The following is a 25,963-nucleotide window of genomic DNA, read 5'->3' on the forward strand; positions in this document are numbered from 1 at the left end:
GATTATTTTATTTTGTCGGTTTCTTTGGTTTTTCTGCTATGTTTACGCTAAACTTATCAATCGCTAAACTTATCAATGTTTTAATTTTTTACTAGAGCCTGTCTTTATTTGATATTGATGATTTGATAATGATGTAAAAATCAGGCTCTATAAAATCAACCTATGACCAACGACTTAATCAACCTTATGATAATAGCAAACACCATGAGTAATCCAACCAGTGCCCAAGGTAGATATTTAAAAAAACATCTTTGTAATCTAAAAGCATCAACCGCTGTGGGTAAGTTCAAATCCACTTTATTAAAATTGGGTGTGGTTAGCGCCATAATGACAGCACCACTAGCAGCGTATGCTTGTCAAGTACCTAATAGCTACTATTCAAACGTATTTTGTACGGCTAGTAGCCAATACTTTTTGGCACTAAAAGACTCAGGGCAACCTGTTGCTTTAATAAACAAAGCTGGTCGTCCAGTTGCAGATTTAACCCGCTATAATGGGATTGATGTTAATAAGTTAAAAGATGGGCTAGTGCCTGTACAAAGACTTGGCAAAGTTGGTTATATTGATATGGCAGGACGTGAGGTTATTCCGCCTATTTACGATATCATTAGCAATGATAGCCAGACCAAGGGCTGGTCACGAGCAGTTAGCAACAATCGTATTGTAGTCAAAAAAGATGGAAAGTTTGGCGTGATAGATACCAACAACCGGGTGATAGTCCCATTTTCAGCCAATAATCAGAGTATCAGTGACTATCATGGCAATATGGCCAGTATTCGTTACAACAATCAAGCCCAGTGGTTGGATTTAAATGGACGTATCATTAACAAGCAGCCAGCGGTTTCAAGCAGTAGACAAAGTATAGCGATACCTGTTGCTGCATCGAGCGGCCATAGCAGAGTACAAGCGAATACTCAGACAGCCACCACTTCATATCCCTCAGTAATCACCAGCAACAAAATTACCATAGTTAATAGCAGACCGACGTCAACTTCAAGCCTACCACCAGATGTGGCGACCCCGATCAAGCCAACCAACTCTGGACTTACGGCTGCACAAAGTCTTGGCAGTAGCACAACCAATCGTTCATCTATTCAAATCATTAATCCCACACCATTAAGCTCATCGTCAGTACCAAGTACAAATAGTACAACAGCGGGGCCAAATGGTACAGTAGCAGGCTTGGTAGCAGAGACTATTGAGGTTAATGCCAAACCAAAACCCAGCTCAATGGATAGAGAAATTTGGAAGCCTGAACAACGTGACGGTAAATGGGGTTTTGTCAACCGCACTGGTATACCGATGATTACTTTTTCGTTTAGCCAAGTAACTCCATTTTCAGAAGGACTGGCAGGTGTGCGTATGCAGGATAAATGGGGCTTTGTCAACTTAGCTGGCGAGCTGGTCATTCCGTTTGATTTTGCAGAGTCTGCGGTACACCGAGGCACAGGCGTCACTTACAAAGGTGTAAAGCCCTTTGTGTTCACTGGAGGCAAAGCGTGGGTTGCCAATATGCCAAATGGTACGCAAATGTGTATTAACTTTGAAGGCATCTATGTGGGTTGTTAGGTAGAACAGGTAGAACAGTTTATACCTTTTCTAAAAATTAACCTATCTTTGTCAAGCTCGCTAAACCTACAACTATTTGTAGCGTTTGCACTTGTTTTCCTCGATATCTTAATTTTCAGATTTGGTGTTATTTGTACCTAGGCTGATCGTTCAAAATAGCCTAAGCATAAAAAATAAGCGACCACAAATCAGTGGTCGCCAAGGGATATCCATTATCAAAAAGCCAATCTTAAAGAATTGTCTTTTGTATATCTGCTACTTTGACCACAGTTTTGCCAAAGTTACCACCTTCTAACATATCAATAAAGCCCTGTGGCGCATTGCCTAGACCATCAACGATGTGCTCTTTGGTTTTCACTTTACCTTCCGAGACCCATTTACCCATGGTTTGTAAGAACTCAGGGAAGTGATCGCTATACTCTTCAAAGATGATAAAGCCTTTAACCGTTAAGCGCTGTCTTAAGATGGTGCTCATAAGTAAGCTTAAACGATCTTTACCATCTGGTAGCTCGGTTTGGTTATAGTGAGCGGCGAGGCCACAAACAGGAATACGAGCATGAGCATTTAGCAGTGGCAATACGGCATCGAACACATGGCCACCGACGTTTTCATAATAGATATCAATACCATCTGGGCAAGCTGCGGCTAATTGAACTTCAAAATCATCAGCACGGTGATCGATACAAGCATCAAAGCCTAATTCTTCAACAGCGAATTTGCATTTATCTTCACCACCAGCGACACCGATGACTTTTAGACCCTGCAATTTACCCACTTGACCGACGGTGGCACCAACAGGCCCCGTTGCCGCTGCGACTACTAAGGTTTCGCCCGCTTGCGGTTTACCGATATCGGTGAGACCCATAAAACCGGTAAAACCTGGCATGCCTAATACGCCTAAACCATAAGAAGGGTTAGACATCTCTTTGGTCAGCTTATACACGCCTTCGCCATTACTTAGCGCATAGTCTTGCCATCCAGAATAGGCGATGACAATATCACCTTTACTAAACTCCTCAAGGTTTGATTCAACAACTTGAGAGACAGTGGCGCCAAGCATCACATCGCCAACTTCTAACGGATCAGCATAGCTTTTGGCATCACTCATGCGCCCACGCATGTAAGGATCTAGTGATAGGTATATAGTGCGTAATAGCATTTGATTTTTTGCTGGGGTTGGGATCTCGGTTGTGGTTAGTTTAAAGTTGTCATCAACAGGCTTACCATGTGGACGACTGGCAAGTTTAATTTGACGATTGGTATGACTTGATTGGGCATTGTCAAAACTCATTGTAATAATCCTTATTTATCTTATTAATCTTAGGTAAGCTTTATAATTATAATTAAGTTTAAGCGTGAGCTGCACGTTGCAGAATACGGCTCGAGACCTCTAAGTCATTGGTTTTGTGTTCACCCAGTTTGGTCATGCCGTGGGCTTCTAACTGCTTGATGATGGGGTCAATGGCGGTTTCATCTAAGTTTGCATCTGCAAAATTAATCGGCAAACCTAACTCTTTAAAGAAGTTTTCGGTGCGCACGATTGCTTGTTCAATTGCTTCATCGTTATCTTTCATATCTTCAGCACTGATACCCCAAACGTTACGAGCATATTGCAGTAGTTTATCTTGCTTACTATCTTTTAACTCACGCATCAGCGATGGTAATACGATAGTCAAGGTACGAGCGTGATCGATGCCATGTAATGAGGTTAACTCATGACCAATCATGTGTGTGGTCCAATCTTGTGGCACGCCAGTACCGATAAGACCGTTTAGCGCCATAGTCGCTGTCCACATGATATTTTTACGTACTTCTAAATCATCTGGGTTGGCTTTGACCGCTCGACCTTCAGTAATTAAAATTTTAAGTAAGCTTTCAGCAAAGGCATCTTGCACCTTCGCATTCACAGGGTAAGTTAAATACTGCTCCATGACATGGACAAAGGCATCTGCCACTCCATTCATGACTTGACGTTCAGGCAGGGTTAAGGTTTTCGTTGGATCCAAAATTGAGAATTTAGGATAAGCAAGTGGGTTACCAAATGGCAGTTTTGCTTGACGTTCATTATAGTTAATCACACCCCCAGAGTTCATTTCAGAACCCGTAGCTGGAATGGTCAATACCGCACCTAAATCTATGGCTGAGTTGATATTTTTGGTATAGCTGGTAAGGGCATCCCATGCTTTATCGCGAGATACTCTTTGTGAAATATCAGAATTTGAAGTGTCGCCATCTTCTTCGGTTAAGTGAGAAACCAAGGCAACAAATTTACTGCCGTCAATTACTGAGCCTCCGCCAACTGCTAAAATGAAGTCAATATTATGCTTATTAACCATATCGGCTGCTTGCATAAGCGTGGTAAATTCTGGATTTGGCTCAATACCACCAAACTCAAATATTTCACGTTTGCTGCCCTCAGCATTTAGAGCGTCTTTTACTTCATCAAGGGTGCCAGTGCGCTTGGCTGAACCGCCACCATAAGTGATAAGTACACGAGCGTCAGTTGGTACTAACTTTGATAATTCTCTGATTTGGCCTTCACCAAACACGATGCGTACTGGGTTGTGGTATTGAAAGTTATTCATAAAAACCCCTAAGTTTAGTAACTAGTTAGTGCAATAGTAGATAATAAAAAAATAATAATTGAAAACATATATAGCTTAAAGATAAAAATGAGCTGATAGCACAACCACGTAACCAACCCCCAACCCTTAATACGTTTGAAATAAATCTCGATTGATGGGGGCTATAATATAGTTAGATTAGACTGGTCGTCTAGTTGTTTTACAAAACTATCTCATAATTAGTGGAAACGCCTCACTTAATAGGAGCGTATTAAATTGCTTCTGGATTTTTAAAATCTTATATTTTAGAGTCCAAGCTCAGAAATTGTCATCTGCCACACTTCGTTAAGCGGGCTGTTTGTGCGACTGGTTTTAGCGATAAGACTTGCCCCAAGCCATGCATAATACCAGCGATTGGCAATACTTTTAGCATTTAAGTCCGTGTTTTTAAGTATTGAGCCGTCAATCCAGCCAGCTTTAATTTGTTCACTAATCCAGCTAATAGTTTGCATAGAGCCACCCGCTAATGCTTCTCGCATCGGATCTGAGATATCTGATACTTCACCACTTAATTTAACCACTAAGCATTTTTCGTGGTTATATCCATTTTGTTGGGTGTTGTACCAAAATTCAAAATAGTTAACCAGCTTTTGTTGCGCGCTAGTATCTTCACCAGAGATGGCATCAAGGCGGTGTTTGTAGTGCTCAAAGTAACTTTTAATAATAGCCTCACCAAACGCTTCTTTTGATGCAAAGTAGTGATAAAACGAACCTTTAGGCACGCCAGCGGTATCTAATATTTGTTTAATACCTACGGCTGTAAACCCTTTTTGAGACAGTAACTGATAACCTGTCGCTAAAAGGTGGGATTTAGTGTCTCTAGCGGGAGTATTTAATAAATCGGATTTGGCGGAAGTCATAATCTTGTCGTCCTTTAATAATAAGTCTAAGTCCTTTATACCTAATAATAAGCTCTTAACACTATCAAGCGCATATAGAATCGAAAATTTAATAATACTGAAATATTCAAAAAATGAGTAACTTAGCAGACACTTCAATCAATGGTATAGGTTGTTGTGGTGATTACCGTTGTAATCAGACTATGTAGGGAGGTGATTAAGATCGGAACAGTTCAATTAGAGAGTGTAGTAGGGCATCTAGGTCAGTTGTCTATTAGCTCTTATGTTAACATATAAAAACTCTTGAAAGGTTTGAATTGAGGGGTGAGTGAAATGACTGAGACTAAACTCATAGCCATGACGTAAACACAGTTATTCATTGTTAAACCACAACCTATTACGTGCTCATATTTTTGGTTAATCGTATTTCGTGTTCGTTATATCTTGTATTTAGCATATAACAGAACCTGACTTATTCACTTGCTGATAAATGACATGTTTTTAACCAAATAATAAATTTAATAAATGGTGTCTATTTATCTAAGCATGCACGCCAATTGTGTTTCGGGTGTTAATTTGCAATCTTATAACACCCCGTTCCACTAATCTGACTGTGCCCACCTGATATTTTCTCAACCTTAATTTGAGTCAATATTCGCTCTTTTAAGCTCTGAACATGTGAGATGACCCCAATCAATTTGCCTTCTGCTTGCAGGTTAGTCAATGTATTAAGGGCAATATCAAGCGAGTCCTCATCAAGCGTACCAAACCCTTCATCCAAAAATAACGAGTCCACACTGATATTTTGACTCGCCATTTTGGACAATCCAAGCGCCAACGCCAAACTAATAATAAACCCTTCACCGCCCGATAAGTTTTTGGTACTGCGAATCTCGCCACCTTGATAGTCATCAATGACATTTAGCTCTAATGGATTTTCCTCATCACGGGTAAGCAGGTAACGGTCACTCATCTTTTTAAGCTGCGTATTGGCGTTACTGACCATGATTTGGAAGGTCAAGCCTTGCGCAAAGGTGCGATATTTTTTACCATCTGCTGAGCCAATAAGCTCTCGTAAATTACGCCACACTGCAAATGATTGTTGTTGCTCTTTAATTGCCTCAAGTTGTGCCTGTTGGTTGGCTTTATTGGCTTCATTGTCTTTAAGCTTTTGTTCAAGTGCGCCGATTTGTTTATTAAGCTCTGATATCTCAACCTCTATTGCTGACAGTTTGATTGTAAGTGTCTTCTTATCAGTAGCATCGTCCTCAACCAACGGATGTGCCAGTTTTTCTGCTAATTGCTGTTTGGTATCTTGAAGTTTATGTTGCGCAATTTTTAAATCACTGTCTATCTGTTGTTGTTGTCTGGCTAACGCTTCACGAGTCTCACGCTCCAACATAGCTTCTTTAAACTGAATTTCATCGGCAAAATTATTATCTTTTAACAATTTATCGAATACCGCTTGTTGCTGGGTTAAGTTTTCACTGGTTTCTGTTATGACTTTATCCAGCTTTAACCCTTGTTGCTTAAGTTGTTCGATACGCTGTTGGTTATTATTATATGATTCTCTCACTTTAGATAGCGTTAGTCTGGCAGTATCCATTGCCAAACGCAGGCGTTTTTCAATGGCGTCTATATCTGCTCTTAGATAAGTATGATCATCTGCCTTGCTATTATTTGAGTCAGCTATTTGAATATCTAACTCGTTCTGCATTTTTTGATATAGGGTTTGTCTATTGTCTTGATGCGACTTTAAGTTGGTTTGCAAATCATTAATAGACCCAGTTAAAGCATCCCGTTCCCCTTGCAATTGTTCAAGCTGACTCTCTAAGCCTTTAATCTTAGTAACTAAATTACTAATCTCGCTATTCAACGATTGGCTAAGCTCTCGCTGTTGCTCATAGTCCTTTTGCAGTAGTCGTATCCCTCTACAATACTCACGCAGAGGCTCTATATCTGTTTCAGGATCAAGCTTTGTTAAAGCCTGCTTATCGCTTATAGAGTTGTTTAACTGGTTCAATTCATTGTCAAGCGTTATCCACTTATCGTTATCATCCGACTTATAGCTACTTGCTAACTCACCGATAGACTGCACCAAACGCTTAATTTCAGCGGTATTACTCTCGATATAACGGTCATCACTGGCAACTTGTTGTTGACTCAGTTTAATCTCAGTTTCGATATCATTTATTGCTTGCAAGGCAGAGTGGGCGTTATCTTGCAGAGCTTTAAGTGCTGTTTCGCTTTGATTAATATCGTGCATTAACCTATCGTTGTCATCTAGCACCGTGTTAAGCGCGTCCTTTTGCGATGCTAAATCCTGTATAACGCTTTGCAACAACGTCAATAAATCATCGATAACCGCTTTAACCTTATCTAAATCTTCGTTAGAAACATTATTGGCAGGTTTATCAAAATCAAGTCTATTAAAGAATGATTCCAAACCTTTTTGTGAGTCATTGAGTTTGGATATTAACGAAAACTTATCAAAATTCGCTAAAAGGGTAGGGCTAACCTTCTCCAAAGACTGCTCAAAACTCGCTATCTGTAAGGCATTATCAGTGACCAATTTAGATACTTGAGCTAACTGCTCACTTAACTGTTTTTGATAACCATTCAGCTCATTTTTCGAAGTTGCCAAATTAATTTTATCTTCAGCAATAAGCTTCTCAACATCCTTAATTTCAATCGATAATTCACCCAAACGGTTTTTAAGTTCCACTATGGGTGAGGGCTTCAAAGCATCTTGTGACGTGTTCTCTAACAACGGATGATTGCTCGCATAAGGATGCTCAAGCGAGCCACACAGCGGGCAAGGCTCATTGTCTTGCAACAAATGGATAAAGTCCTCAAGCTTTGCAACTTGTTGTAATAGCTCTAAATTGGTTTTCTTATCCTCATGCTCGGTATTTAGCCTAGCAAGCGTCTGTTCATTCGTCTCAATACGGTGCTGACACTTATTAATCTTAGCCTGATTATTAGGTAGTAAAGCCATTAACGCTTGTACTTGAGCAGTAACCTCACCGATCTGTCCAAATTGCGCACGCATATCATTAAGTTGTTTGCTACTTTGGTCGATATGGTTTTGTTGATGACGTAGTGACTGCAACGTTTGCCCCTGCAATAAGTTACGATGTTGCGCCTTTAAAGAGTCAACCTCTTGTTTTTTACTTTCAATTTGAGCATCCGCTTGTTGCTGACTACTTTTGAGTGATTCAAGTTTCTGCGATAACTGCGCTAAATTATTAACTGCCTGTTGCCGATGTAACGCCTTATCCTTAGTGTTGGTTAACAAATTTTTAACCTGCAAACCCAACTGATGAAACGACTCAATATCACGAGAAAGTGACTCATGATGCGAGCGAGTCGAGAGATAATCAGTTGCTTTATCCAGCTTAGTCTGCAACTGTGCTTGCTCAATGTTAGACGTCTTTAAAGAGGCGTTTAGCCCATCAATATTGGTGGTCAGCGAGTCATAACGAGTCTGTTGGTCATCCAAACGCTGTTGCGTCTGCGAAATTTGACCATTGAGTCCCCGTATCTCACCAATCAGAGGTTGTGCTTTCTCATACTGATTCGATGCCGTTTGCTCGGCTGATACGGCATGGTCTAAATCAACTTTATTTTGGCTAAGCTGAGCTTCAGCCTCTCTCAAATCGTGCTTACATTGAAGCTGGTCTGTTTTTAAGCTGTCCAAATGCTGACGATAGATCACCAGTTGATTAAAATCATTGCTAATCTCAAGCGCCTTGTTTGCCTTATCCAAACGCTCGGCATCCGCTATAAATCCCAACTTCGCCTGCTCAGCACCCTGTACATCCTGCTGATACTGTTTTTGCTTACCTTGCAAATCCGCAACCGCATCCAGCCATTTAATTTGCGCCTCAAACCCTGCCTGCGTGGCTTTCTTAGTATCAAGCTCACCACTCAAAGTGTCAATCGTCTCTCGGTACTCTGCTTCGGTATCGGCATCCAACAGCGACAAACTATTTGCCACCGCTTGCATCCGCTCAAGCTCTTCCTTCTCGATACGAAACTTCTCATGCACGTTTTTTGAGATATCGGCATAAATTTCAGTACCGGTAATCTTCTCCAAAATATCAGCACGTTCATCTGCTTTTGCTTTTAAGAATGCTGAAAAACTGCCCTGCGCCAGCAAAATAGAGCGGGTAAACTGCGAAAAATCCATCGACGTCAGTTCAATAATTTTCTTTTTAGTCAGCGACGATTTTTCCTCTAATACTTTATCGCCCGCACTCGGATTATCGATATTTACTTCGGCGATCTCATGCGTCGCACTCTGCAAATTCCCATCAGACTTACCATACGCACGGCGTTGTCCCCAACGGCAACGGTATTGTTTACCGTTAAGCTCAATCACCACTTCGGCATAACATTCACCCGTTAGCCGTGTCATCACATCATTGGTTGAGGTAATCTCACCAAGGCGAGGGGTCGCTCCATACAGCGCCAAACAAATGGCGTCCAAAATCGTGGTCTTGCCAGCGCCCGTTTGACCCGTAATGGCAAAAATCCCTTCATTCACAAACGCCGTATCGCTAAAATCGATATGCCATTCGCCTTTTAAAGAGTTTAAGTTTTTCAGTCGTAATTCGATTAAGCGCATGATGTCATCACAGAAATAATATTAGAAATAGTTGGGGTTGGAAGTATAAAGGTAGTTGTAAAGGTAGTTTTAAAAATAATCAGTATTTGTAGCTAATCTCGCTTTTCGCTACTATCTTGGCTTGCACGGGGACAGACGCTATTAGCCAGTGGCGTTCCTGACTCAGCGATAACGCTCCTAGCTAAGTCACCGCAACACTGTGGTCAAACAAGTATATCCTTTCAGAAAATCCCCTTTAAGGGATTTTCTCTTGCGAACCTAAAATTGCAGTGCAATTTTTTAACGGTTCTCAAATCGAGGCTAAACCGCTCCTTCGATGAAAGGTTAGCATAATAATTGAAGCTTAGCGTTCACATAAAATCGGTAGGGCATGACATGCGCACCAATCACACTATATAATATAAAAGTGCGCGGGGCGTACCCTACTTTAACTTCGAATTGAACGTTATTTTATGTATATGATTATCTTATAGAACTTTAACAGTTATTAGTTATAGCTATTATTGATACTAATTTTTATTCTTTTGCTTTCAGATAGTTAATGAACGCTGAACAGGATACGAGCATAAACTTTGCATCTTCCATAGAAACTTCAATGTTATCTTCCAATAAAGAATGTCTAATTCCACCTGAATCACTTGTATAACCATACAAAGCAGTAAAGGCACTCCTTAACGCTCCATGAATTTTATGAGATTTTTCAATTTTATTCAAAGCCTTACCTAATGTTGCAGTAGAGTCACCGGTCAATATTTTGCAAAATGATTCAACCGCAGAAATAGATTCTTTTATTGAATTTCTATAATCTGGATTTTCTCTACTGGATAGATATTCTAAAGCCGTTCTAAGATGTGTCTCAACAGATTTCATAGAGATAGAAGAATTTATCGCATCCTCAATAGCTAGAATTTCTTCTTCTGAAGTTATTTGTATTATTTTGTGTTCAACAATTCTATAACCAGCAGACTCCCTTTCTAAAGTTGAGTTGCAACTTTCAGTGAAGTTAGTATTTACATCTGTATAGTCTAAAAATGAGATATATTCCATGAAATCATATTTTTCATACCAATTGGAATTAAAGAACCAATCTTTTATATATTTTATGACGCTACTTACATGAACTGTACCACTTGTTAACAAAGGGATTTCGTCTGATCTTTGCTCGAAAAAATCACACCAAATAATTTTGCAAATTTTTTGTTGCTTCGAATTTATGCCATAATTAGTATTATTATAAATTTTATCTAAAAAATAATTTAAAAAATTATTCCAAAGTTTAGTTTCAAGAACTTTATCAATACTTTCTATTTGAAGCGACTGTCTTACTGATTTTTTTGCCAATTCTTTGTGAAAATCTCATATTGTTCAACTCTCTATTGATATCCAAATACATGACTTTATTACGTTTAAAGGTATAAGCCAGTGTAGCGTGTTTGATAACCCACGAATAAAATTTTAGCTATGTGAGTAGCACCCATGCTATGCTTGCTATAGAATGTTGTTCGTATACTTTCCTACAGCTTTTAATTTCGCTATCCCACTTTGGCTTTCAGCTAATAATTTCAGTTCATCACAAAAAATATCAATAGCGTTCGGTTCAACTATCAGTTCCATTTTTAGCTTATCTTTCTCTTCTTTTCTGAATTCCGTTGGAACATTTTCTTCCATTGTAATGAGCACTCCGCATTTTCCAGTCAATCCGATTTTATAAAACTCCATTTTGAAATAAGCGTAACTGTCTTTTTCTCCGCAAGAATGAGTCACTTTTTCTTTTCCCAAGGGAAATCCATTAAGGTCATTTACGAATTTGATTAAAGAATCAGATACTTCATAAACTTCTGTGATTCCAGAGTATCTGCCATTATTTGCCATAACTTTTAATTCAAACATATGCTCATCTTTCCAGATGACTTCTAATTTTAAATATCTTTCGTTCATTATTTCTCCAATACATAACAACGTGGCAATAAAAGACACTATTAGGTTTATCAGGGATAATATGTTATTAAATTCGTTTATTTGCTAGATAAGGCTGGACTTTAAGCCTAACCTAACCCGAATTAACATCCTCTTGACTCGCCTCATGCAATATCTGCTGATAAGCATCTCGTAGCTCGTCTTTTTGCCACTAAGCGATTTCATGCACCGTCATACATCGTTCAAATACTTCTTCATGCTATGTACAAGTGACATTAAAATTGATCGGGCAAACGATATTTTCTAGCTTTACGCTCGCCACTGGCGATTAATAAATCTTGCTGGACTAATGCGTTTAGGTAGCGTCTGATGGTAGAGGCGGATTTGTTTATCAAGATTTGAGCGTCACTATTACTAATACTCGAATTTGTCTGTAAGAATTCGCTAATCAACAAATAAGCTTGTTTTTCATTGTCAGTCAGCTTACTTAATTTATCGCTCACTATATCAACTTTATCGTCCATTTTTCTATCTTTATCGCTCAAAACATCATTTTTATCGCTCATTTCTACCGATTTATCGCTCAAATCAGTGGTTTTGGCGTTATCAGGATTATAGCTAACGTCTTTATCAGTACCTTCATTAATGTAGGCATTGACCATATTCAAAATAGCATCAAGCATAAACTCAATAAACACAGTGGCGTTATTGGCTTTATCAGCGAGCCCTAGTACTCTATAATATTCTGCTTGGTTTTCATAAACAATCGTCTCCACAGGTAACCATGCAAACACAGGGTTTTGAATACTTAATAATACGGTTTGCCACAACCTACCCATGCGCCCATTTCCATCACTAAAGGGGTGTATGACTTCAATTTCATAGTGCATCACCGCACTTTTTATTAAGATAGGCGTGTCGTCGGTTTTTGCCCAGTTAAATAAATCCGTCATGAGCTTAGGGACAAACTGTGGGCGTGCTCCCATATGGATAAGGTTGCCTGAACTGTCATAGATGCCAATATCGCTTTGTCGCCACTTCCCTGAATAATCTGCCAAGCCCTTTGTCATCATCCCATGTGCTCTTAAAAAATCATTAATGCTATAAGGGTCGAATTTTAAGATTTGCTCATACGCATCATAGGCGTTTTTAACCTCTTGAATTTCTTTAGGGTTGCCAAGCACCCGTTTACCGTTAATAATATCAGTCACTTGCGTTAGGGTTAATGAGTTATTTTCTATGGCTAATGACGACTGAATAGAACGCAGGCGATTGTCTTTTCTTAGGTGCAGTTGCCTTTCATAGGCTAGTTCTAATCGTCCTATTTGTTGTGAGATTAGCACGATTTGATTAAGCATGGTATTGGTAAGAATAAAGGGTGGCTTCATAGCATATCCAAATTTTACAACCTGTATTTATGTTTATATTGGTTGGGGCTTTATAGGATAAACCCTTAAGGTGTAATTTACGAGTTAAGAGTATTTAAGACGACTAGATGCGGTGTTGATAAGTGTTATTTAGTTTTCTTGAAGATTTGACTGTTTAAATATGTCTTAATTAAATCAAACCCCACCCGAATTAACATCCTCTTGACTCGCCTCATGCAATATCTGCTGATAGGCATCTCGTAGCTCGTCCTTTTGTGACTCAGCGATTTCATGCACCGTCATACAGCGCTCAAATACTTCCATCACATTTAAGTCTTGAAGGGTCTCGGTACTATTCTCAGACGTTAATACTTTATTATAATTATTCGTGTTCTTTATCTTTAGCGCTTTAAATGGAGTATTTTCAAGTAACGTCTGTATTTCCTCATTAAGATTACTCACGATTTCATTACCTTCATAAATAACTTCCAACCATATCACCGCATCTTTTGGGAGCTCATTTATGGACTTCGCAATATACGTCATATCGCCTTTAATCTGCATTAACTTTTGAAAAGTAGGGATGGGTATAGAGGTAATCTGCATCTGCTTATGGTGATCGTGATAAACAGGGGTGGGCGAATCGGTGCCATCTGTCTTAAAGCTATCTGTCTCAAAACTGTCTATATCAAAACTATCTACATTAACTGGCTCAGCTGGAATCTCATCATTCGGAATTTCTTCAGAAGCCTTATCTACTTTATCTTGCTCGTTATTACTTTCATTAAGTTCATCATCAAGACCTGCAAACAGATCATCTATAAATTGATTGTCTTTATTTTTAAGCTTAGGCTTAACCGATGTTTTTGAGGGTGTTTCAGAAGTAGATTTTTCTGACGTAGAGGTTTGTAATGTTGAGGTGCTCAAGGTTTCATTTGGCTTAGATCGCAAAGGTTGAGTATCATCAAAATGCTCATCAATCGTGTCGCCAAACTGAATCAACAAAACTTGCTTTTGCTGGCGAGCCTCCCCAAAACCCATCGGAATCGGCGAACCACTATATCGAATGTGCTCACGTCCACCGACACGTTGGGGTACATGCAAATGACCAAGCGCCACATAATCAAAGCAGTCTGCAAACATATCAGCAGATATTTTACCCAATGAGCCCACATAAAGATTGCGTACACCGTCATCATCCGTGGTGCGTCCCCCTGATGCAAACAAATGACCGGTAGCGATAATCGGAATATGGTACTGATATTGGTTGGTAAGCTCATTTTGTCGAGCTTTGGCGATGTCCGCTACGCCATCATAATGGGCTTTGATACCTTCGATGACTTTGCTGTCTTTATCACTATCAGACTCGCCCGCACGGCTACTGCGAACATCACGATCACGCAGATAAGGAACAGCAGTTATGATGCAAAACGGATTGCCTTCGTTATCGCTAAGCGTCAATACTTCATCCTCTAAATCTTCACAAGCTGTACCGACCACATGTACGTTTAAAAACTTGAGTACGTTGGCTGGCGCGTCCAAAAAAGTAGGGGAGTCGTGATTGCCTGCAACGATAACGATATGCTGACAGATTGAATGCGCAACCCGACCCAAAAATTCATAGTACAGTGATTGTGCTCGATTGCTTGGAGTCATGGTATCGAAAATATCACCTGCCACGATTAAGATATCGACTTGATAGTGGCTAATGGCGTCTTCTAGCCATGCTAAAAATGCTTCAAATTCTTCATAGCGCAATTGACCATACAAACGGCGACCTAAATGCCAGTCTGAGGTATGTAATACGGTTAAAGGCTTTGAGTGGGTAGATAGTTCGATAGACTTCGACATAGTAGATTTTACAACGATTTAATAGTTAATATTATTTTAATAGTTAAGGGCTCGGCTTATTGGTTGACACAGTGTCAATCAGGCTATATCAATAAGTGTTTGAAAGTTAAATAATCATACCACAAAAGATAAATACTCAATATGAGTGGCTAAAGAATATGTCCGTTAAATATTATGGCAGAATTGACAAATAAACGATGTTTGCTCTTCCTGAGGGATGAAGGGCGGACATAGTGCTGCATGCTAGTAGCACAGGCTGATGGACTTTCGTGTATGATAGCAACTTATTAGCGAGTTAAGAATCAAAAGTAGTTGTAAATAAAAAAGGATAGAGCAGGTGTTCCAAACAACAAAGCAGTATGTACAGTGGCAAGAAGATGGGGCTGAGCAGCAGGCACGGTGGTTGTCACAAAGTGGTTATGAGGTGCCTAAGCGTATCGTGATTGTCGATGATACGACCACTGCCAATGAAGCCTACCGCTTGGCTAACGCTGGCACGTCTATGTTATGGCGTGGTGATTTTCATAATGCCAAGCAGTTACTGCAAGCCATAACTAGGCGTATAGACAAAGCTGAAAAGCGAAAGCTTAGTAAAGTAAAAGCCAAATTAGATAATAACTCTGAACCACAACAAGTCTTACCCAACCTATTTCATCAAAATCGTCTGGCACAAGCACAACGCACACGTCTGTTAAGTCGTTTGCTGTTACAGTTTGAAGCTAATTTTGAGCTTAATCTTCGCCGCGCACCCGATGTGAGCGCTGTCTGTACTGCTGCCTTTGGCGAGATAGATGAGCCGTGTGTTTTGTCGTTTCGTGATTTGCAAGGGGCGATAAGTGCGGCGCAGTGGCGCAAAAAGGGAGTACCTATAAATGCTTTGGGTGTGTCTATTTATCCGCATTACAGCGTATTTGCGCCGACTCGTCAGGAATATGTTCAATTGCTGCTTGATGCGCCATTGCCTGAGCGCCATGATTTAGCCTTAGACATTGGAACGGGGACAGGACTGTTGTCTGTGATACTTGCTAAGCGTGGATTTGTTAAAATTATTGCCACCGATCTAAACCCACGAGCGCTGGCATGTGCGCAAGACAACTTTCAGCGCTTAGCTTTGTCAAATATCCAGTTGCAACAGGTGGATTTGTTTCCTAAGGATGCACCACTTGCCGATCTAATCGTCTGTAATCCGCCTTGGCTGCCTGCAAAGCCAAGCTCTCCTTTAGAGTATGGGGTATATGATGCCAATAGTGCCATGCTGCGGGGCTTTTTGGCTCAGGCAAAACAATATTTGGCAGAGGGGGGTGTGATTTGGTTGATTATGTCTGATTTGGCAGAGCATTTAAACCTTAGGTCTCGTGAGCAGTTGCTAAGTTGGTTTGATGAGGCTGGTCTAGCGGTTCAATATAGGCTGGATACGAAGCCAACGCATGGTAAAAGTCAAGATGCCACTGATCCGCTATATGTCGCACGTCAGGCAGAAGTCACATCGTTGTGGTGTTTACAGTAATATTGGATACAATGAAGCTTATTAAAAAAATAATAGCATAGAGTTTTGAAAATAGCCTGAGAATGACTATTTGAGAACAATAAAAACACCCTTATACATATAAAAGGGTGTTTTTATTATTATGGTTTATACCATAGTTAGCGCATGCGCCTGCTGACCACTGTTGATGATAGGTTCGCCATACCAAGCCAGTTCATCATGCAATTTGGCAACGTCACCCACGATAAGAAGTGCAGGTGTTGGCAAGGGACTGTCCTCATGTTTTTTAGCAATATCTTGTAAGCTTCCTGTCATCGTCTGCTGGGTTGGTAGGCTGGCATGAGACACAATTGCGATAGGGGTATTTGGATCTCGACCTGCCTCAATCAAGCCTGCTGTCAAGCGTCCAAGTGAATGCAGCCCCATATAAAATACAAGGGTCTCTTTGGGATTGGTCAAGGCTGCAAAACCAGTATTAGGCTCACCAGATTTTAAGAAGCCAGTGACGAATCTTACCGACTGTGCATAATCTCTATGGGTGAGTGGGATGCCTGTATAACATGCAGCGGCACCAGCAGCGGTAATACCTGGTACCACTTGATAGGGGATATTGGCGGCTCGCAGGGCTTGTATTTCTTCACCACCACGACCAAACACAAAAGGGTCTCCGCCTTTAAGACGAACCACACGTTTACCGGTATTGGCAGCGTCAATCATCATCTGATTGATATTTTGCTGTGCTACCGCATGATTGCTTCTTTTCTTGCCAACGAATACTTTGTCGGCATCACGTCGGCATAAATCAAGCACCTCAGCGGATACCAACGCATCATAATAAACGATATCGGCTTGCTGCATTAAGCGCAGTGCTTTAAACGTCAGTAATTCGGGATCGCCAGGACCTGCGCCAACAATATAAACTTCCCCTACGTTGCCAAGTTTATTAGACTCTGCGCTTTTAGCAGCATCCAAGTTGCTAAGTCGGTTATGGGTAGCTTCTAAATCTTGTTTAAGTGCTTGCTCAGCCTCTGACTCACGTCCTGCGAACATAAGCTCGCTTACCTTGCCTTCAAACGCTTTTTCCCAAAACTGGCGTCTGCCTGTTAAAGTCGGAATTTTGGATTTTACTTCATCGCGCATATCACCAGCAAGCTTGGCTAATTTGCCATAACCTTGCGGAATTAAGGCCTCTAAACGAGCACGAGTTAGGCGAGCCAGCACGGGCGCTTTACCATTTGAAGAAATACCAATGACAATGGGGCTTCTATCGACAATAGCGGGAAAGATAAAGTCACATAGGGGCGGAGTATCCACCACGTTTACAGGTATGTTTAATGCTTGGCAATCAGCATGTACTTGATGGTTCAGCATTTCATCATCGGTACCAGCGATGACAATACGCTTGCCTGCTAGATACTGCTTGTCATATTGTTCAGCAATAAGCGTGTGCTTGCTATCAGAAAGCAAGTGACGGATGCTATCACTTATTTGCGGCGCTACAATAGTAATGTTAGCGCCAGTTCGTGATAATAAATCCGCTTTACGTTGAGCAACTTCGCCACCACCCACAATTAATACAGGTTGGTTGGTAAATTTAAAAAATAGGGGAAAGGTGTTCATAACTCAAAAACTTACTCTTAGAATATGCTGACATTATGTCGTATTTATGGCTTACTATCACTAAAGACTTCGTTATTACTAAATTCTTAATATTCATAAGCTGTTATATTAAGTCTGCGTTTTAGACTTTAGAAGGCATTATTAGCTGTTATATTAAGTTGTTAAATGCAGTGAATGGATACATTCATATGCTTGAAAGGTAAGTGTATTAAGGTGTTGAAAGTTTATATATAGTAGATATATAATTGGTAAATACTCAGTATATACCAGTAATTGGTTGCCTTTTATTACCCGTTTAAATTAAAAAATAATTGCTATTTAGCAGTAAGTTATTAGCAAATCTTAAGTTAGTAAGTGGCGTTAAGGATAAAGGAAAACTTTATGGGCAAAGACAAATTATTTACCGCAAAAGTAGAAGAAAATTTGCTAACTTCGTTTAAGCACGCCTGTGCCAATCAGGACACCACGGCTTCACAAGCTGTACGAGCTTTTATGCGTGAATATGTGCGTAAGCATGGTCAGGCGGATTTGTTTGCATCACCGAGACGGGGGAGAAAGTAACAATATTAGTCAAAACAAGATTAGTCAAAACAAGTCAGTTTATTCAAAACAAGCTATAAATGTTTACATTAAAGTGATTTCACCATCAGGCATTTTTGCTGTAATAGATACCTCGCCACCTAATGATTGTACGTATTTTTGTAAAGTAGATAGTTGAATATCTTTACCACTTTCAACTTTTGAGATACTGGCTTGAGACACGCCCATCTTTTTAGCCAGTTCAGCCTGTTTAAGATGGTAGCTTTGACGTAATTTAGCCAGTTCAATAGACTGACTTATTATTTTTGCTTTAGCATTGATGCGCTCTTGACGTTCTGCTGGCAAATCCGCCATGAAGTCGTCTAAGCTAGTAAATTTTGTCATTGTTATTTCCTTGATTCTGCTAAATAACGTTTATAGTTGTATAAACTATGGATGTTTTCAGCAAGTAGTAGCAGTATTAAATGATTATCTATAAGTTAATATATAACAATACGGTTACGTCAATCTCAACAAGAATAGTTGGCAACATCAATAATTGGTTTATTGACAGTATCTGTATCGCTTATTTATTACAAAATATCGACAAGGATGGAAGTCCCCCTTTTTAAAGGGGGATTTAGGGGGATTTTAGAGATATTTACCGAAAATCCATCCCCAGCCCTTCCTTTGGAAAAGGAAGGGAGTTGAATCTTGCATAAACCACAGCCTGCATTTTAAGTTGAGAGTGGGGTATACGGTTATATATTGTAATTATTTTAGGTGGTACTTAATTAAGATAGTAAAAACCCCTAGTTTTATAGCTCAGTTAAAGCGTTAAACCAGGGGTGTTACTAGATTTTTAGATTATATCTAAGCTGAAAACTAAAGCTGAGTATGCAGTCCACACTCACGGTTTTCTTCAACTTTAGTTGGATCAAAGTAATCAAACTCATTTGGCAAATCGTTTTCTTCTAAATAAACATCTAAGTCAGCATCCGTTTTGTAGAACAAAGGCGCAACTTTTAAGACACCATCTTTTGACTGACTAAGTACATCAAGACCTTGACGGAATTCAGTCTGATCTTTACGAATGGCGTTAAACCAAACGTCAGGCTTTAGCTCGCTTAGCGCACGCTTGAACGGTTCAAGTTTTACCTGTTCAGTAAACTCTGCGTGAAGTGGATTGTTAACACTAGGAATACCATTCATAGTAGCATCACGATGAGCACTGGTCTGCTTGGGAATATAAGTCACCACATTTAAGTTTAGATCTTTGATAAGCTTATTGGCAAAGTCATAAGTTGCACGAGTGTTATATCCTGAGTCCACCCATAATACAGTGATATCTGGCTTTTGCTTAGCTACTAGATGCAAAATCGCTGATTCGTATGGACGAAAATTGGTGGTGATAATTGGGTTTTTGGCTTGAGCCAACGCCCACTCTACGATTTGTTCTGGAGTTTTGCCGTGTAACTCTTGGTTGGCTTGATCGATGTTGATTTCAATAGTCATGATGCTTCCTTACTATAAAAATTTAGCTAGGTTAAAAAGTTAGCTAGGTTAAAAAGTTAGCTGGGTTAAAAAGTTAGCTGGGTTAAAAAAATTAGCTGGGTTAAAAAAATTAGCTGGGTTAAAAAAATTAGCTGGGTTAAAAAAATTAGCTGGGTTGGTATGACTGCTTGTTAATTGTTGGCTATCTGTTGCTAGGGTATATTCTTGGTTTTGATTTTAAGTTCTAAACATTGGCAATTGGTTTGCCACACTACCGTCATATGAGGAAGGTAATGCGTAAAATGCATTGACAACATCGTCATTCAGATCTTCAGCGGTAATGATAAAGCTGTCGATGCCAGCACGCTTTAGATATGCAATTTGATCTACACCGAAGTCGCCTGCGATGCGTATTTCACCTTCATAGCCTTGTTGGCGTAAATGTCGTGCTTGGCTAAAGCTACGCCCATCAGCAAAGCTTGGTTGGTACAGTATGATTAAGTCTAGGTGTTGTAGTAGCGGTAGGCTATCATCACTACGAGACTTGAGTAGCGTATCTATTTGTTCGGTACTCAAGTCTGTATTTGCCCAGAGACCGATACGGCTACTACGGCGATGGATTAACCCCAACGTTTCAGCCAATAAGTCTTGTGGATTAAGCACATCGGTAAAGGGTAATATCACATCTAGTCGCTCTTTTTTGTGCAATAGTTCGCTTAGATGAATGTTTTTAATCGCTAGGTTTTCAGGCAGTGACTTTGTGTCGATCACGTACCAATTATCCTGTGCTGTAATGTCAGTAGCTTGACTGTCTAGGATATGATAATTACCCATATACCGCCTCCTTAAATGGCTTGATTCCGACACGTTGTACGAAGTCAGCAAAGGGTTCAGGGGTATCGCCCTCAACATGACGTTGATCTGTATATACGTTTAATATTTTTTCTAACGTTGGAGCAACTTGATCAGTAGCCACAGAGCGACCAAGTATGTTGCCTAGGCGAGTGTCTGACTTTGAGCTGCCACCTAGGCTTATTTGATACCAATGTTCGCCTTTTTTATCCACCCCTAAGATGCCAATATCACCGACGTGGTGGTGAGCGCAGGCATTCATACAGCCTGACATATTAAGCTGGATATCGCCTAAGTCATATAGGTAATCTAGATCATTAAAGTGCTTTTCGATCTGCTCGGCAATATTATAAGTGGTTGCATTGGCCAAGGCGCATAAGTCAAAGCCTGGGCAAACAATCATATCTGTCAACGTTCCTATATTAGGGCGGGCTAGATTTATCTGTTGTAGCGCTTGCCATAACTCATATAGATCGCTTTGTTTGACATCTGCAAAGACCAAATTTTGTTGATGTGTGCTTCGAATCTCACCAAAGCTGTACTTATCAGCTAAATCAGCTAGGGTGTCAAGTTGATCGGCTGTAATATCACCAGCTGGCACGTATTTTCCGTCTACCAAACCTGCTTTTAATGACATTAATACTGCTCGATAGCCAGCCACTTTATGCGCTACTGTGTTATGGGTGTACCAGTCAGCAAAGCCTTTGTTTTGCGCAAATTGTTTAGCTAGCTGAGACTTGCTGTCTAGCTCATCAATGTTATCGTAATCAAACTCTGGAAAGTAGCTTTTAGCAGTTGCAAAATTTTCATCACTTAGCGTTAAGTCACCATCTTTGGTATAAGTTTCCCACTCTTTTTCAACCAGCTTGGTAAACTCTTTAGCGCCTAAGCTGTCAACAAGAATTTTGATGCGAGATTTATATTTTGCCTTACTATCACGACGACCGTGAAGGTTGTACACCCGCAAAATAGCATCTAAATAGCTAAGTAAATGTTTTCGTGGTAAAAATTTATTGATAGTTTTACCAATAATAGGTGTACGGCCAAGACCACCCCCCACAATGACCTCAAATCCAATCTCATCGTCTTCATTTTTTAGCAGGTGCAGACCGATGTCATGTACCTGTGTTGCAGCACGATCTTCAGGGCTACCTATTACTGCAATTTTAAATTTGCGGGGTAAAAAGGCAAACTCAGGATGGAAGGTTGACCACTGACGGATAATCTCACAGTAAGGGCGTGGATCTTCAACTTCATTGGCGTTAACACCGGCGTAAGGGTCGGTAGTGGTATTACGGATACAGTTTCCTGAAGTTTGGATCGCATGCATCTGTACCGATGCCAATTCTTCTAAGATGTCTGGCACTTGCTCAAGCTTTGGCCAGTTGAGCTGTAAATTGGTACGGGTAGTGAAGTGACCATAGCCCCTGTCATATTTGCGGGTAATTTCAGCTAACTTTCGAACTTGATAGCTTGCCATTAAGCCATAAGGTACTGCGATACGTAGCATAGGGGCATGACGCTGGATATATAGCCCATTTTGTAGTCGCAGTGGTAAATATTGCTCTTCGGGCAACTCCCCGGCTAGGTAACGACGGGTTTGGTCACGAAACTGCTCAACCCGTTCATCGACCATGGCTTGGTCCGCATGAGTGTATTTGTACATAGTTAATATGCCTTATTAATATACCTTCAGGTGAATAAAAATCATGGCTCTATACTACCGATGCATTGTCAAATCTATAAATTCATAATAGTCATATCTATATCCAAACACAGCATAGAAAAGAATAAGCAAAGTTGGGTAGTCTAGGCGTGTTAAAATCAAGAAACGAGCAACTAACATTAAGTTTTTAAAATAGCCTAAGCAGAAGATTTTGATTAATAATATTGATATTTATAATCTGTTGAATACATCTTCGCAGTATAAGTTGAGATAAATTTGTTTTAATCAATTAAATGCTTTTCTATAAAAATCAACACACTAGAATATATTGGGAAAATTTATGACCACACAAAAAATCGTAAAGCGCCTTGGTAAAACCAGTATAGTGCCACCACATGGCAGCGATGAGTTAAAGCCCTTGTTGCTAGAAGGCGAGGCGCTTGATAGCGCATTGCAAGCAGCACAGTCATTGCCACAAATCACCCTAAGTTCACGTGAGCGTGGTGATTTAATTATGCTGGGTATAGGTGGGTTTACACCGCTCAATGGCTTTATGAATCAGGCTGATTGGCAAGGTGTGGTGGATGACATGAGCTTAAAAACTGGCGATAATGCAGGACTGTTTTGGCCAATTCCGATTACTTTATCAACCAGCAAAGCTCAAGCGGATACGCTGTCAGCTGGTGATGAGGTGGCTTTGGTAAGCGAAGATGGTGAAATTATGGGGGTTATCACTGTTGAAGAGACATATACGATAGATAAGGCGCATGAGTGTCAACAAGTGTTTACCACCACAGATGAGGCACATCCTGGTGTCAAGCAAGTATTAGAGCAGGGTGAGGTAAACGTTGCGGGTTCGGTTAAAGTATTTAGTCAAGGTGAGTTTCCAGCGCTATACCCTGAGATTTACAAGACACCTGCCGAGACCCGTGCTTTATTTGAAGAAAAAAACTGGCAAACAGTGGCAGCATTTCAGACTCGTAATCCTATGCACCGCTCGCATGAGTATTTAGCAAAAATTGCCATTGAAATCTGTGATGGGGTGATGATCCACTCGCTACTTGGTGCGCTAAAGCCAGGCGATATCCCTGCTGAAGTACGTCAAGAAGCCATTAAAACCTTGATTGATAATTACTTCAAAAAAGATACAGTGATTCAAGCGGGCTATCCGCTAGATATGCGTTATGCTGGGCCTCGTGAAGCGTTATTGCATGCGTTATTCCGTCAAAACTATGGGTGTAGTCATTTGATTGTTGGCCGAGATCATGCAGGTGTTGGGGATTATTACGGACCATTTGATGCACAAGCAATATTTGATGAGATTGATAAAGATGCTATGCAAACCAAGCCTCTAAAAATTGATTGGACTTTTTGGTGCAATGCCTGTCAAGCGATGGCATCGACTAAGACTTGCCCTCATGATGCTGAGCACCATGTCAAAGTATCGGGTACTAAGTTACGTAAGGCGCTATCAGAAGATGCTCCTGTTCCAGAAAACTTTAGCCGTCCAGAGGTATTACAGATACTGCGCCGGTATTATGCTGGTATAGCTAAAGAGGACCGTGCTGAGATTAAGCTTACGGGTGCTTCAGCTCAGTAAATTTATTCTAGCGGTAGCAGTAAAGGCTACATAATAAAGTACAAGCTCATAGAAAATATAAACACCGAGAAGTAGAGTAATAAACGCGCAGGAAATAAAAAGGTTGAGTTAATGCTCGACCTTTTTTTTATGGTTTTGTTCGGCTACTGCCTACAACTATACGACTATATGGTCAATTTATTGCAAGCCTGCTACGTACGCTATCCTCTGCTTTTGCTGTTATAGCCTTTAGGTATTACAATATTGATAATCGAGTAGTTCTTGATAAACTAGTATCTATCTACGGTTGATACCCTTAACTAAAAAATTAAAAAAGCGCGAAGGTTAAAAAACATGGTGGCATAGATACAATTACTATATAGTGTCACCTTTAATTCAGTGTCACCTTTAGTTTAATCTTAATCTCACTTTATGCTTGACAGGACCAGGGTATGTCCTTTATGGATACATTAATATTTAAATGGACTAAATATAGCTAAATCTTGTTATAAGGCATCAGATAACGGAGTTAATATCATGATATTAACTCCGTTATTTTCCTTGTTTGGCTGTGATATTAAGTTTAGAGTTATCTTTTTTATTACTGTTTTTTATCATTATTTCCAAAATAAGGATAGGTTCTAACTGTATCAGAAAGATACAGTGCTTGAATAAGCTGAGAATGTGAGATATGTGTCTGCAAAATCAGTCCAAAACTTAACCATAACAGTGAAGGCGAGTCAGTTATAATGAAAAATATGAGTTTGTTAACCTTAGCAGGGTTAAGTTTAACCGCTTGCGTCAGTAGCGGTTATCCTACCAGTACACCACATGAGCTAGCTAATACCGACAGCACTTTAACAAATCAGTCTATAATTACTAATGATCCAGAAGTGACTGAATATCCAGTCGAGTCGGTAATGATTCATCTGTTAGAAGATTATGATGCGGATTTGTTTAGTAATTATGCAGGAATGCCTATCAAGCTTGAGCTAGAAACATTTAAACGTGGCACTGCCATCTTTGAAGGTAAGTCCGTCTTAAGCTCTGAGGTAGTGACTGACTTTAACCTAGATGGTGAGTATGTGATAACCACTAATATTCAGAACTTTTATAGTTTAAACCCCTTAATTTTTCATGGGGATTTACTAGAAGATGGGACTTATACGGTGGCAAAGCAGTTATCTAAAATACCAAAACAGGCTAAAGTTGGAGATTCAAACACTTTTTCGCAGCAAATTACTTATGCTGATAGCAATAAGGCACAGCAGGTAAGTAGCACAGTGCTGGCATGGAGTTTAAATACAGCCACAGATAGTACGGCATGGTTATGTATGACGGCTAAGTCGCAAGCCATATCTTTTGATTATGATTACAGTGGTAGTGAGTGTTATGAGATTACCCAAGCTGGTGAGATATTGCGTGGAAAGATAGCTACCCCTTCTGCGTTTGATGAAGGTAAGTCGATGATGCAGTTTATCACCAAGTAAGTTTTTATTCATATAGGACTTACGCAAAAATACGCTTTCAAGGCTTTAAAAGCGACTGTTTATTATTTATGGAGCGTCTGGCTCTACCTTCAGATTCATAAATGATTAGCAGTTGCCATCATATCTACTCGTGCGTTAGTCTTATAATGGCTTTTGTCGATAAACTTTATTAGCATATAAGACCTTTACAGTTTTCATTGTTACTGTAAGGGTTTTTTTACTGGATTTATTTTATTCAAGCGTGTTCCTATGTGCATTTGGTATAAGAATAGCTGGTGAGGATGGTGAGGGTGGTTGATAAGGTCGAACATGAGATAGTTTGTTAACAATCTTCAACCAGTAAATTACAATAAAATACGCATTATTGACTATAATCCCTAAAGTTATCAAGGTAATCCCTAAAGTTATCAAGGTAATCCCTAAAGTTATCAAGGTAATCCCTAAAGTTATCAAGGTAATA

At 39.9% G+C, this 25,963-nt stretch carries 18 protein-coding genes; 5 read left to right on the forward strand and 13 right to left on the reverse strand.

All coding sequences use genetic code 11. The annotated features are described in order from the left end of the window. The first annotated feature begins 204 nt into the window (after nt 1-204). Nucleotides 205-1,569, forward strand: a complete 1,365-nt coding sequence (locus H140_RS16035; protein WP_019672454.1) for a WG repeat-containing protein — start codon at nt 205-207, stop codon at nt 1,567-1,569. Between the two features lie 229 nt (nt 1,570-1,798). Here H140_RS16035 and H140_RS0104435 read toward each other — a convergent pair whose 3' ends face one another. From H140_RS0104435 to H140_RS0104470, 8 genes are all read right to left on the reverse strand, one after another. Then, the gene (locus H140_RS0104435) at nt 1,799-2,860 is read right to left on the reverse strand and encodes an NADP-dependent oxidoreductase (RefSeq protein ID WP_019672455.1); all 1,062 of its coding nucleotides are present in this window, start codon (nt 2,858-2,860) and stop codon (nt 1,799-1,801) included. Between the two features lie 58 nt (nt 2,861-2,918). Next, the gene (locus tag H140_RS0104440) at nt 2,919-4,154 is read right to left on the reverse strand and encodes an iron-containing alcohol dehydrogenase (protein WP_019672456.1); all 1,236 of its coding nucleotides are present in this window, start codon (nt 4,152-4,154) and stop codon (nt 2,919-2,921) included. 284 nt (nt 4,155-4,438) lie between these two features. Continuing rightward, nucleotides 4,439-5,053 carry a TetR/AcrR family transcriptional regulator gene (locus H140_RS0104445; protein WP_019672457.1) on the reverse strand — a complete coding sequence of 205 codons (615 nt, stop codon included), beginning with the start codon at nt 5,051-5,053 and terminating at the stop codon, nt 4,439-4,441. Nucleotides 5,054-5,603: 550 nt separating this feature from the next. Beyond that, entirely contained in the window at nt 5,604-9,662 is a 4,059-nt protein-coding gene (locus H140_RS0104450; RefSeq protein ID WP_019672458.1) for an AAA family ATPase, read from the reverse strand. Nucleotides 9,663-10,178: 516 nt separating this feature from the next. Next, nucleotides 10,179-11,003 carry an AbiJ-NTD4 domain-containing protein gene (locus H140_RS0104455; protein ID WP_019672459.1) on the reverse strand — a complete coding sequence of 275 codons (825 nt, stop codon included), beginning with the start codon at nt 11,001-11,003 and terminating at the stop codon, nt 10,179-10,181. Nucleotides 11,004-11,150: 147 nt separating this feature from the next. Next, nucleotides 11,151-11,600: a hypothetical protein gene (locus H140_RS0104460; RefSeq protein WP_019672460.1), complete on the reverse strand. Its 450-nt coding sequence runs from the start codon at nt 11,598-11,600 to the stop codon at nt 11,151-11,153. 254 nt (nt 11,601-11,854) lie between these two features. Then, complete coding sequence (locus H140_RS0104465) at nt 11,855-12,967, reverse strand: Fic family protein (protein ID WP_019672461.1); 1,113 nt, start codon at nt 12,965-12,967, stop codon at nt 11,855-11,857. Nucleotides 12,968-13,141: 174 nt separating this feature from the next. Continuing rightward, nucleotides 13,142-14,797, reverse strand: a complete 1,656-nt coding sequence (locus tag H140_RS0104470; RefSeq protein ID WP_019672462.1) for an exonuclease SbcCD subunit D C-terminal domain-containing protein — start codon at nt 14,795-14,797, stop codon at nt 13,142-13,144. Nucleotides 14,798-15,134: 337 nt separating this feature from the next. Here H140_RS0104470 and H140_RS0104475 point away from each other — a divergent pair, with 337 nt between their 5' ends. Further along, nucleotides 15,135-16,304, forward strand: coding sequence for a methyltransferase (locus H140_RS0104475; protein ID WP_019672463.1), 1,170 nt, complete (start codon nt 15,135-15,137; stop codon nt 16,302-16,304). 126 nt (nt 16,305-16,430) lie between these two features. On the opposite strand, the gene cysG is transcribed toward H140_RS0104475, so the two are convergent. Beyond that, complete coding sequence (gene cysG, locus H140_RS0104480; RefSeq protein ID WP_019672464.1) at nt 16,431-17,903, reverse strand: siroheme synthase CysG; 1,473 nt, start codon at nt 17,901-17,903, stop codon at nt 16,431-16,433. A 381-nt stretch (nt 17,904-18,284) separates the two neighbouring features. Between cysG and H140_RS0104485 the strand changes: the two genes are divergently transcribed. Then, on the forward strand, nt 18,285-18,464 hold the full coding sequence (locus H140_RS0104485; protein ID WP_019672465.1) for a hypothetical protein: 180 nt from the start codon (nt 18,285-18,287) through the stop codon (nt 18,462-18,464). Between the two features lie 63 nt (nt 18,465-18,527). Here H140_RS0104485 and H140_RS0104490 read toward each other — a convergent pair whose 3' ends face one another. The 4 genes from H140_RS0104490 to H140_RS0104505 form a co-directional block, all read right to left on the reverse strand. Next, nucleotides 18,528-18,827 carry a helix-turn-helix domain-containing protein gene (locus tag H140_RS0104490; RefSeq protein ID WP_019672466.1) on the reverse strand — a complete coding sequence of 100 codons (300 nt, stop codon included), beginning with the start codon at nt 18,825-18,827 and terminating at the stop codon, nt 18,528-18,530. 480 nt (nt 18,828-19,307) lie between these two features. Continuing rightward, complete coding sequence (locus H140_RS0104495) at nt 19,308-19,937, reverse strand: phosphoadenosine phosphosulfate reductase domain-containing protein (RefSeq protein ID WP_019672467.1); 630 nt, start codon at nt 19,935-19,937, stop codon at nt 19,308-19,310. Between the two features lie 216 nt (nt 19,938-20,153). Then, on the reverse strand, nt 20,154-20,750 hold the full coding sequence (locus H140_RS0104500; RefSeq protein ID WP_019672468.1) for a DUF934 domain-containing protein: 597 nt from the start codon (nt 20,748-20,750) through the stop codon (nt 20,154-20,156). Continuing rightward, complete coding sequence (locus H140_RS0104505) at nt 20,743-22,434, reverse strand: nitrite/sulfite reductase (RefSeq protein WP_019672469.1); 1,692 nt, start codon at nt 22,432-22,434, stop codon at nt 20,743-20,745. Before H140_RS0104505 ends, H140_RS0104500 begins: the two co-directional genes overlap by 8 nt. 340 nt (nt 22,435-22,774) lie before the next feature. Here H140_RS0104505 and sat point away from each other — a divergent pair, with 340 nt between their 5' ends. Together sat and H140_RS0104515 are read left to right on the forward strand one after the other, a co-directional pair. Next, nucleotides 22,775-24,034, forward strand: a complete 1,260-nt coding sequence (gene sat / locus H140_RS0104510; RefSeq protein WP_019672470.1) for a sulfate adenylyltransferase — start codon at nt 22,775-22,777, stop codon at nt 24,032-24,034. 728 nt (nt 24,035-24,762) lie between these two features. After that, nucleotides 24,763-25,503: a hypothetical protein gene (locus H140_RS0104515; RefSeq protein WP_019672471.1), complete on the forward strand. Its 741-nt coding sequence runs from the start codon at nt 24,763-24,765 to the stop codon at nt 25,501-25,503. Nucleotides 25,504-25,963: the final 460 nt, after the last annotated feature.

Source organism: Psychrobacter lutiphocae DSM 21542, from assembly GCF_000382145.1.
Classification (GTDB): domain Bacteria; phylum Pseudomonadota; class Gammaproteobacteria; order Pseudomonadales; family Moraxellaceae; genus Psychrobacter; species Psychrobacter lutiphocae.

Bases quoted from the DNA above. Each gene is read 5' to 3' on its own strand.
- H140_RS16035 (WP_019672454.1), top strand. From the start codon at position 205: ATGAGTAATCCAACCAGTGCCCAAGGTAGATATTTAAAAAAACATCTT.
- H140_RS0104435 (WP_019672455.1), bottom strand. From the start codon at position 2,860: ATGAGTTTTGACAATGCCCAATCAAGTCATACCAATCGTCAAATTAAA.
- H140_RS0104440 (WP_019672456.1), bottom strand. From the start codon at position 4,154: ATGAATAACTTTCAATACCACAACCCAGTACGCATCGTGTTTGGTGAA.
- H140_RS0104445 (WP_019672457.1), bottom strand. From the start codon at position 5,053: ATGACTTCCGCCAAATCCGATTTATTAAATACTCCCGCTAGAGACACT.
- H140_RS0104450 (WP_019672458.1), bottom strand. From the start codon at position 9,662: ATGCGCTTAATCGAATTACGACTGAAAAACTTAAACTCTTTAAAAGGC.
- H140_RS0104460 (WP_019672460.1), bottom strand. From the start codon at position 11,600: ATGAACGAAAGATATTTAAAATTAGAAGTCATCTGGAAAGATGAGCAT.
- H140_RS0104465 (WP_019672461.1), bottom strand. From the start codon at position 12,967: ATGAAGCCACCCTTTATTCTTACCAATACCATGCTTAATCAAATCGTG.
- H140_RS0104470 (WP_019672462.1), bottom strand. From the start codon at position 14,797: ATGTCGAAGTCTATCGAACTATCTACCCACTCAAAGCCTTTAACCGTA.
- cysG (WP_019672464.1), bottom strand. From the start codon at position 17,903: ATGAACACCTTTCCCCTATTTTTTAAATTTACCAACCAACCTGTATTA.
- H140_RS0104485 (WP_019672465.1), top strand. From the start codon at position 18,285: ATGGGCAAAGACAAATTATTTACCGCAAAAGTAGAAGAAAATTTGCTA.
- H140_RS0104490 (WP_019672466.1), bottom strand. From the start codon at position 18,827: ATGACAAAATTTACTAGCTTAGACGACTTCATGGCGGATTTGCCAGCA.
- H140_RS0104495 (WP_019672467.1), bottom strand. From the start codon at position 19,937: ATGACTATTGAAATCAACATCGATCAAGCCAACCAAGAGTTACACGGC.
- H140_RS0104500 (WP_019672468.1), bottom strand. From the start codon at position 20,750: ATGGGTAATTATCATATCCTAGACAGTCAAGCTACTGACATTACAGCA.
- H140_RS0104505 (WP_019672469.1), bottom strand. From the start codon at position 22,434: ATGTACAAATACACTCATGCGGACCAAGCCATGGTCGATGAACGGGTT.
- sat (WP_019672470.1), top strand. From the start codon at position 22,775: ATGACCACACAAAAAATCGTAAAGCGCCTTGGTAAAACCAGTATAGTG.
- H140_RS0104515 (WP_019672471.1), top strand. From the start codon at position 24,763: ATGAAAAATATGAGTTTGTTAACCTTAGCAGGGTTAAGTTTAACCGCT.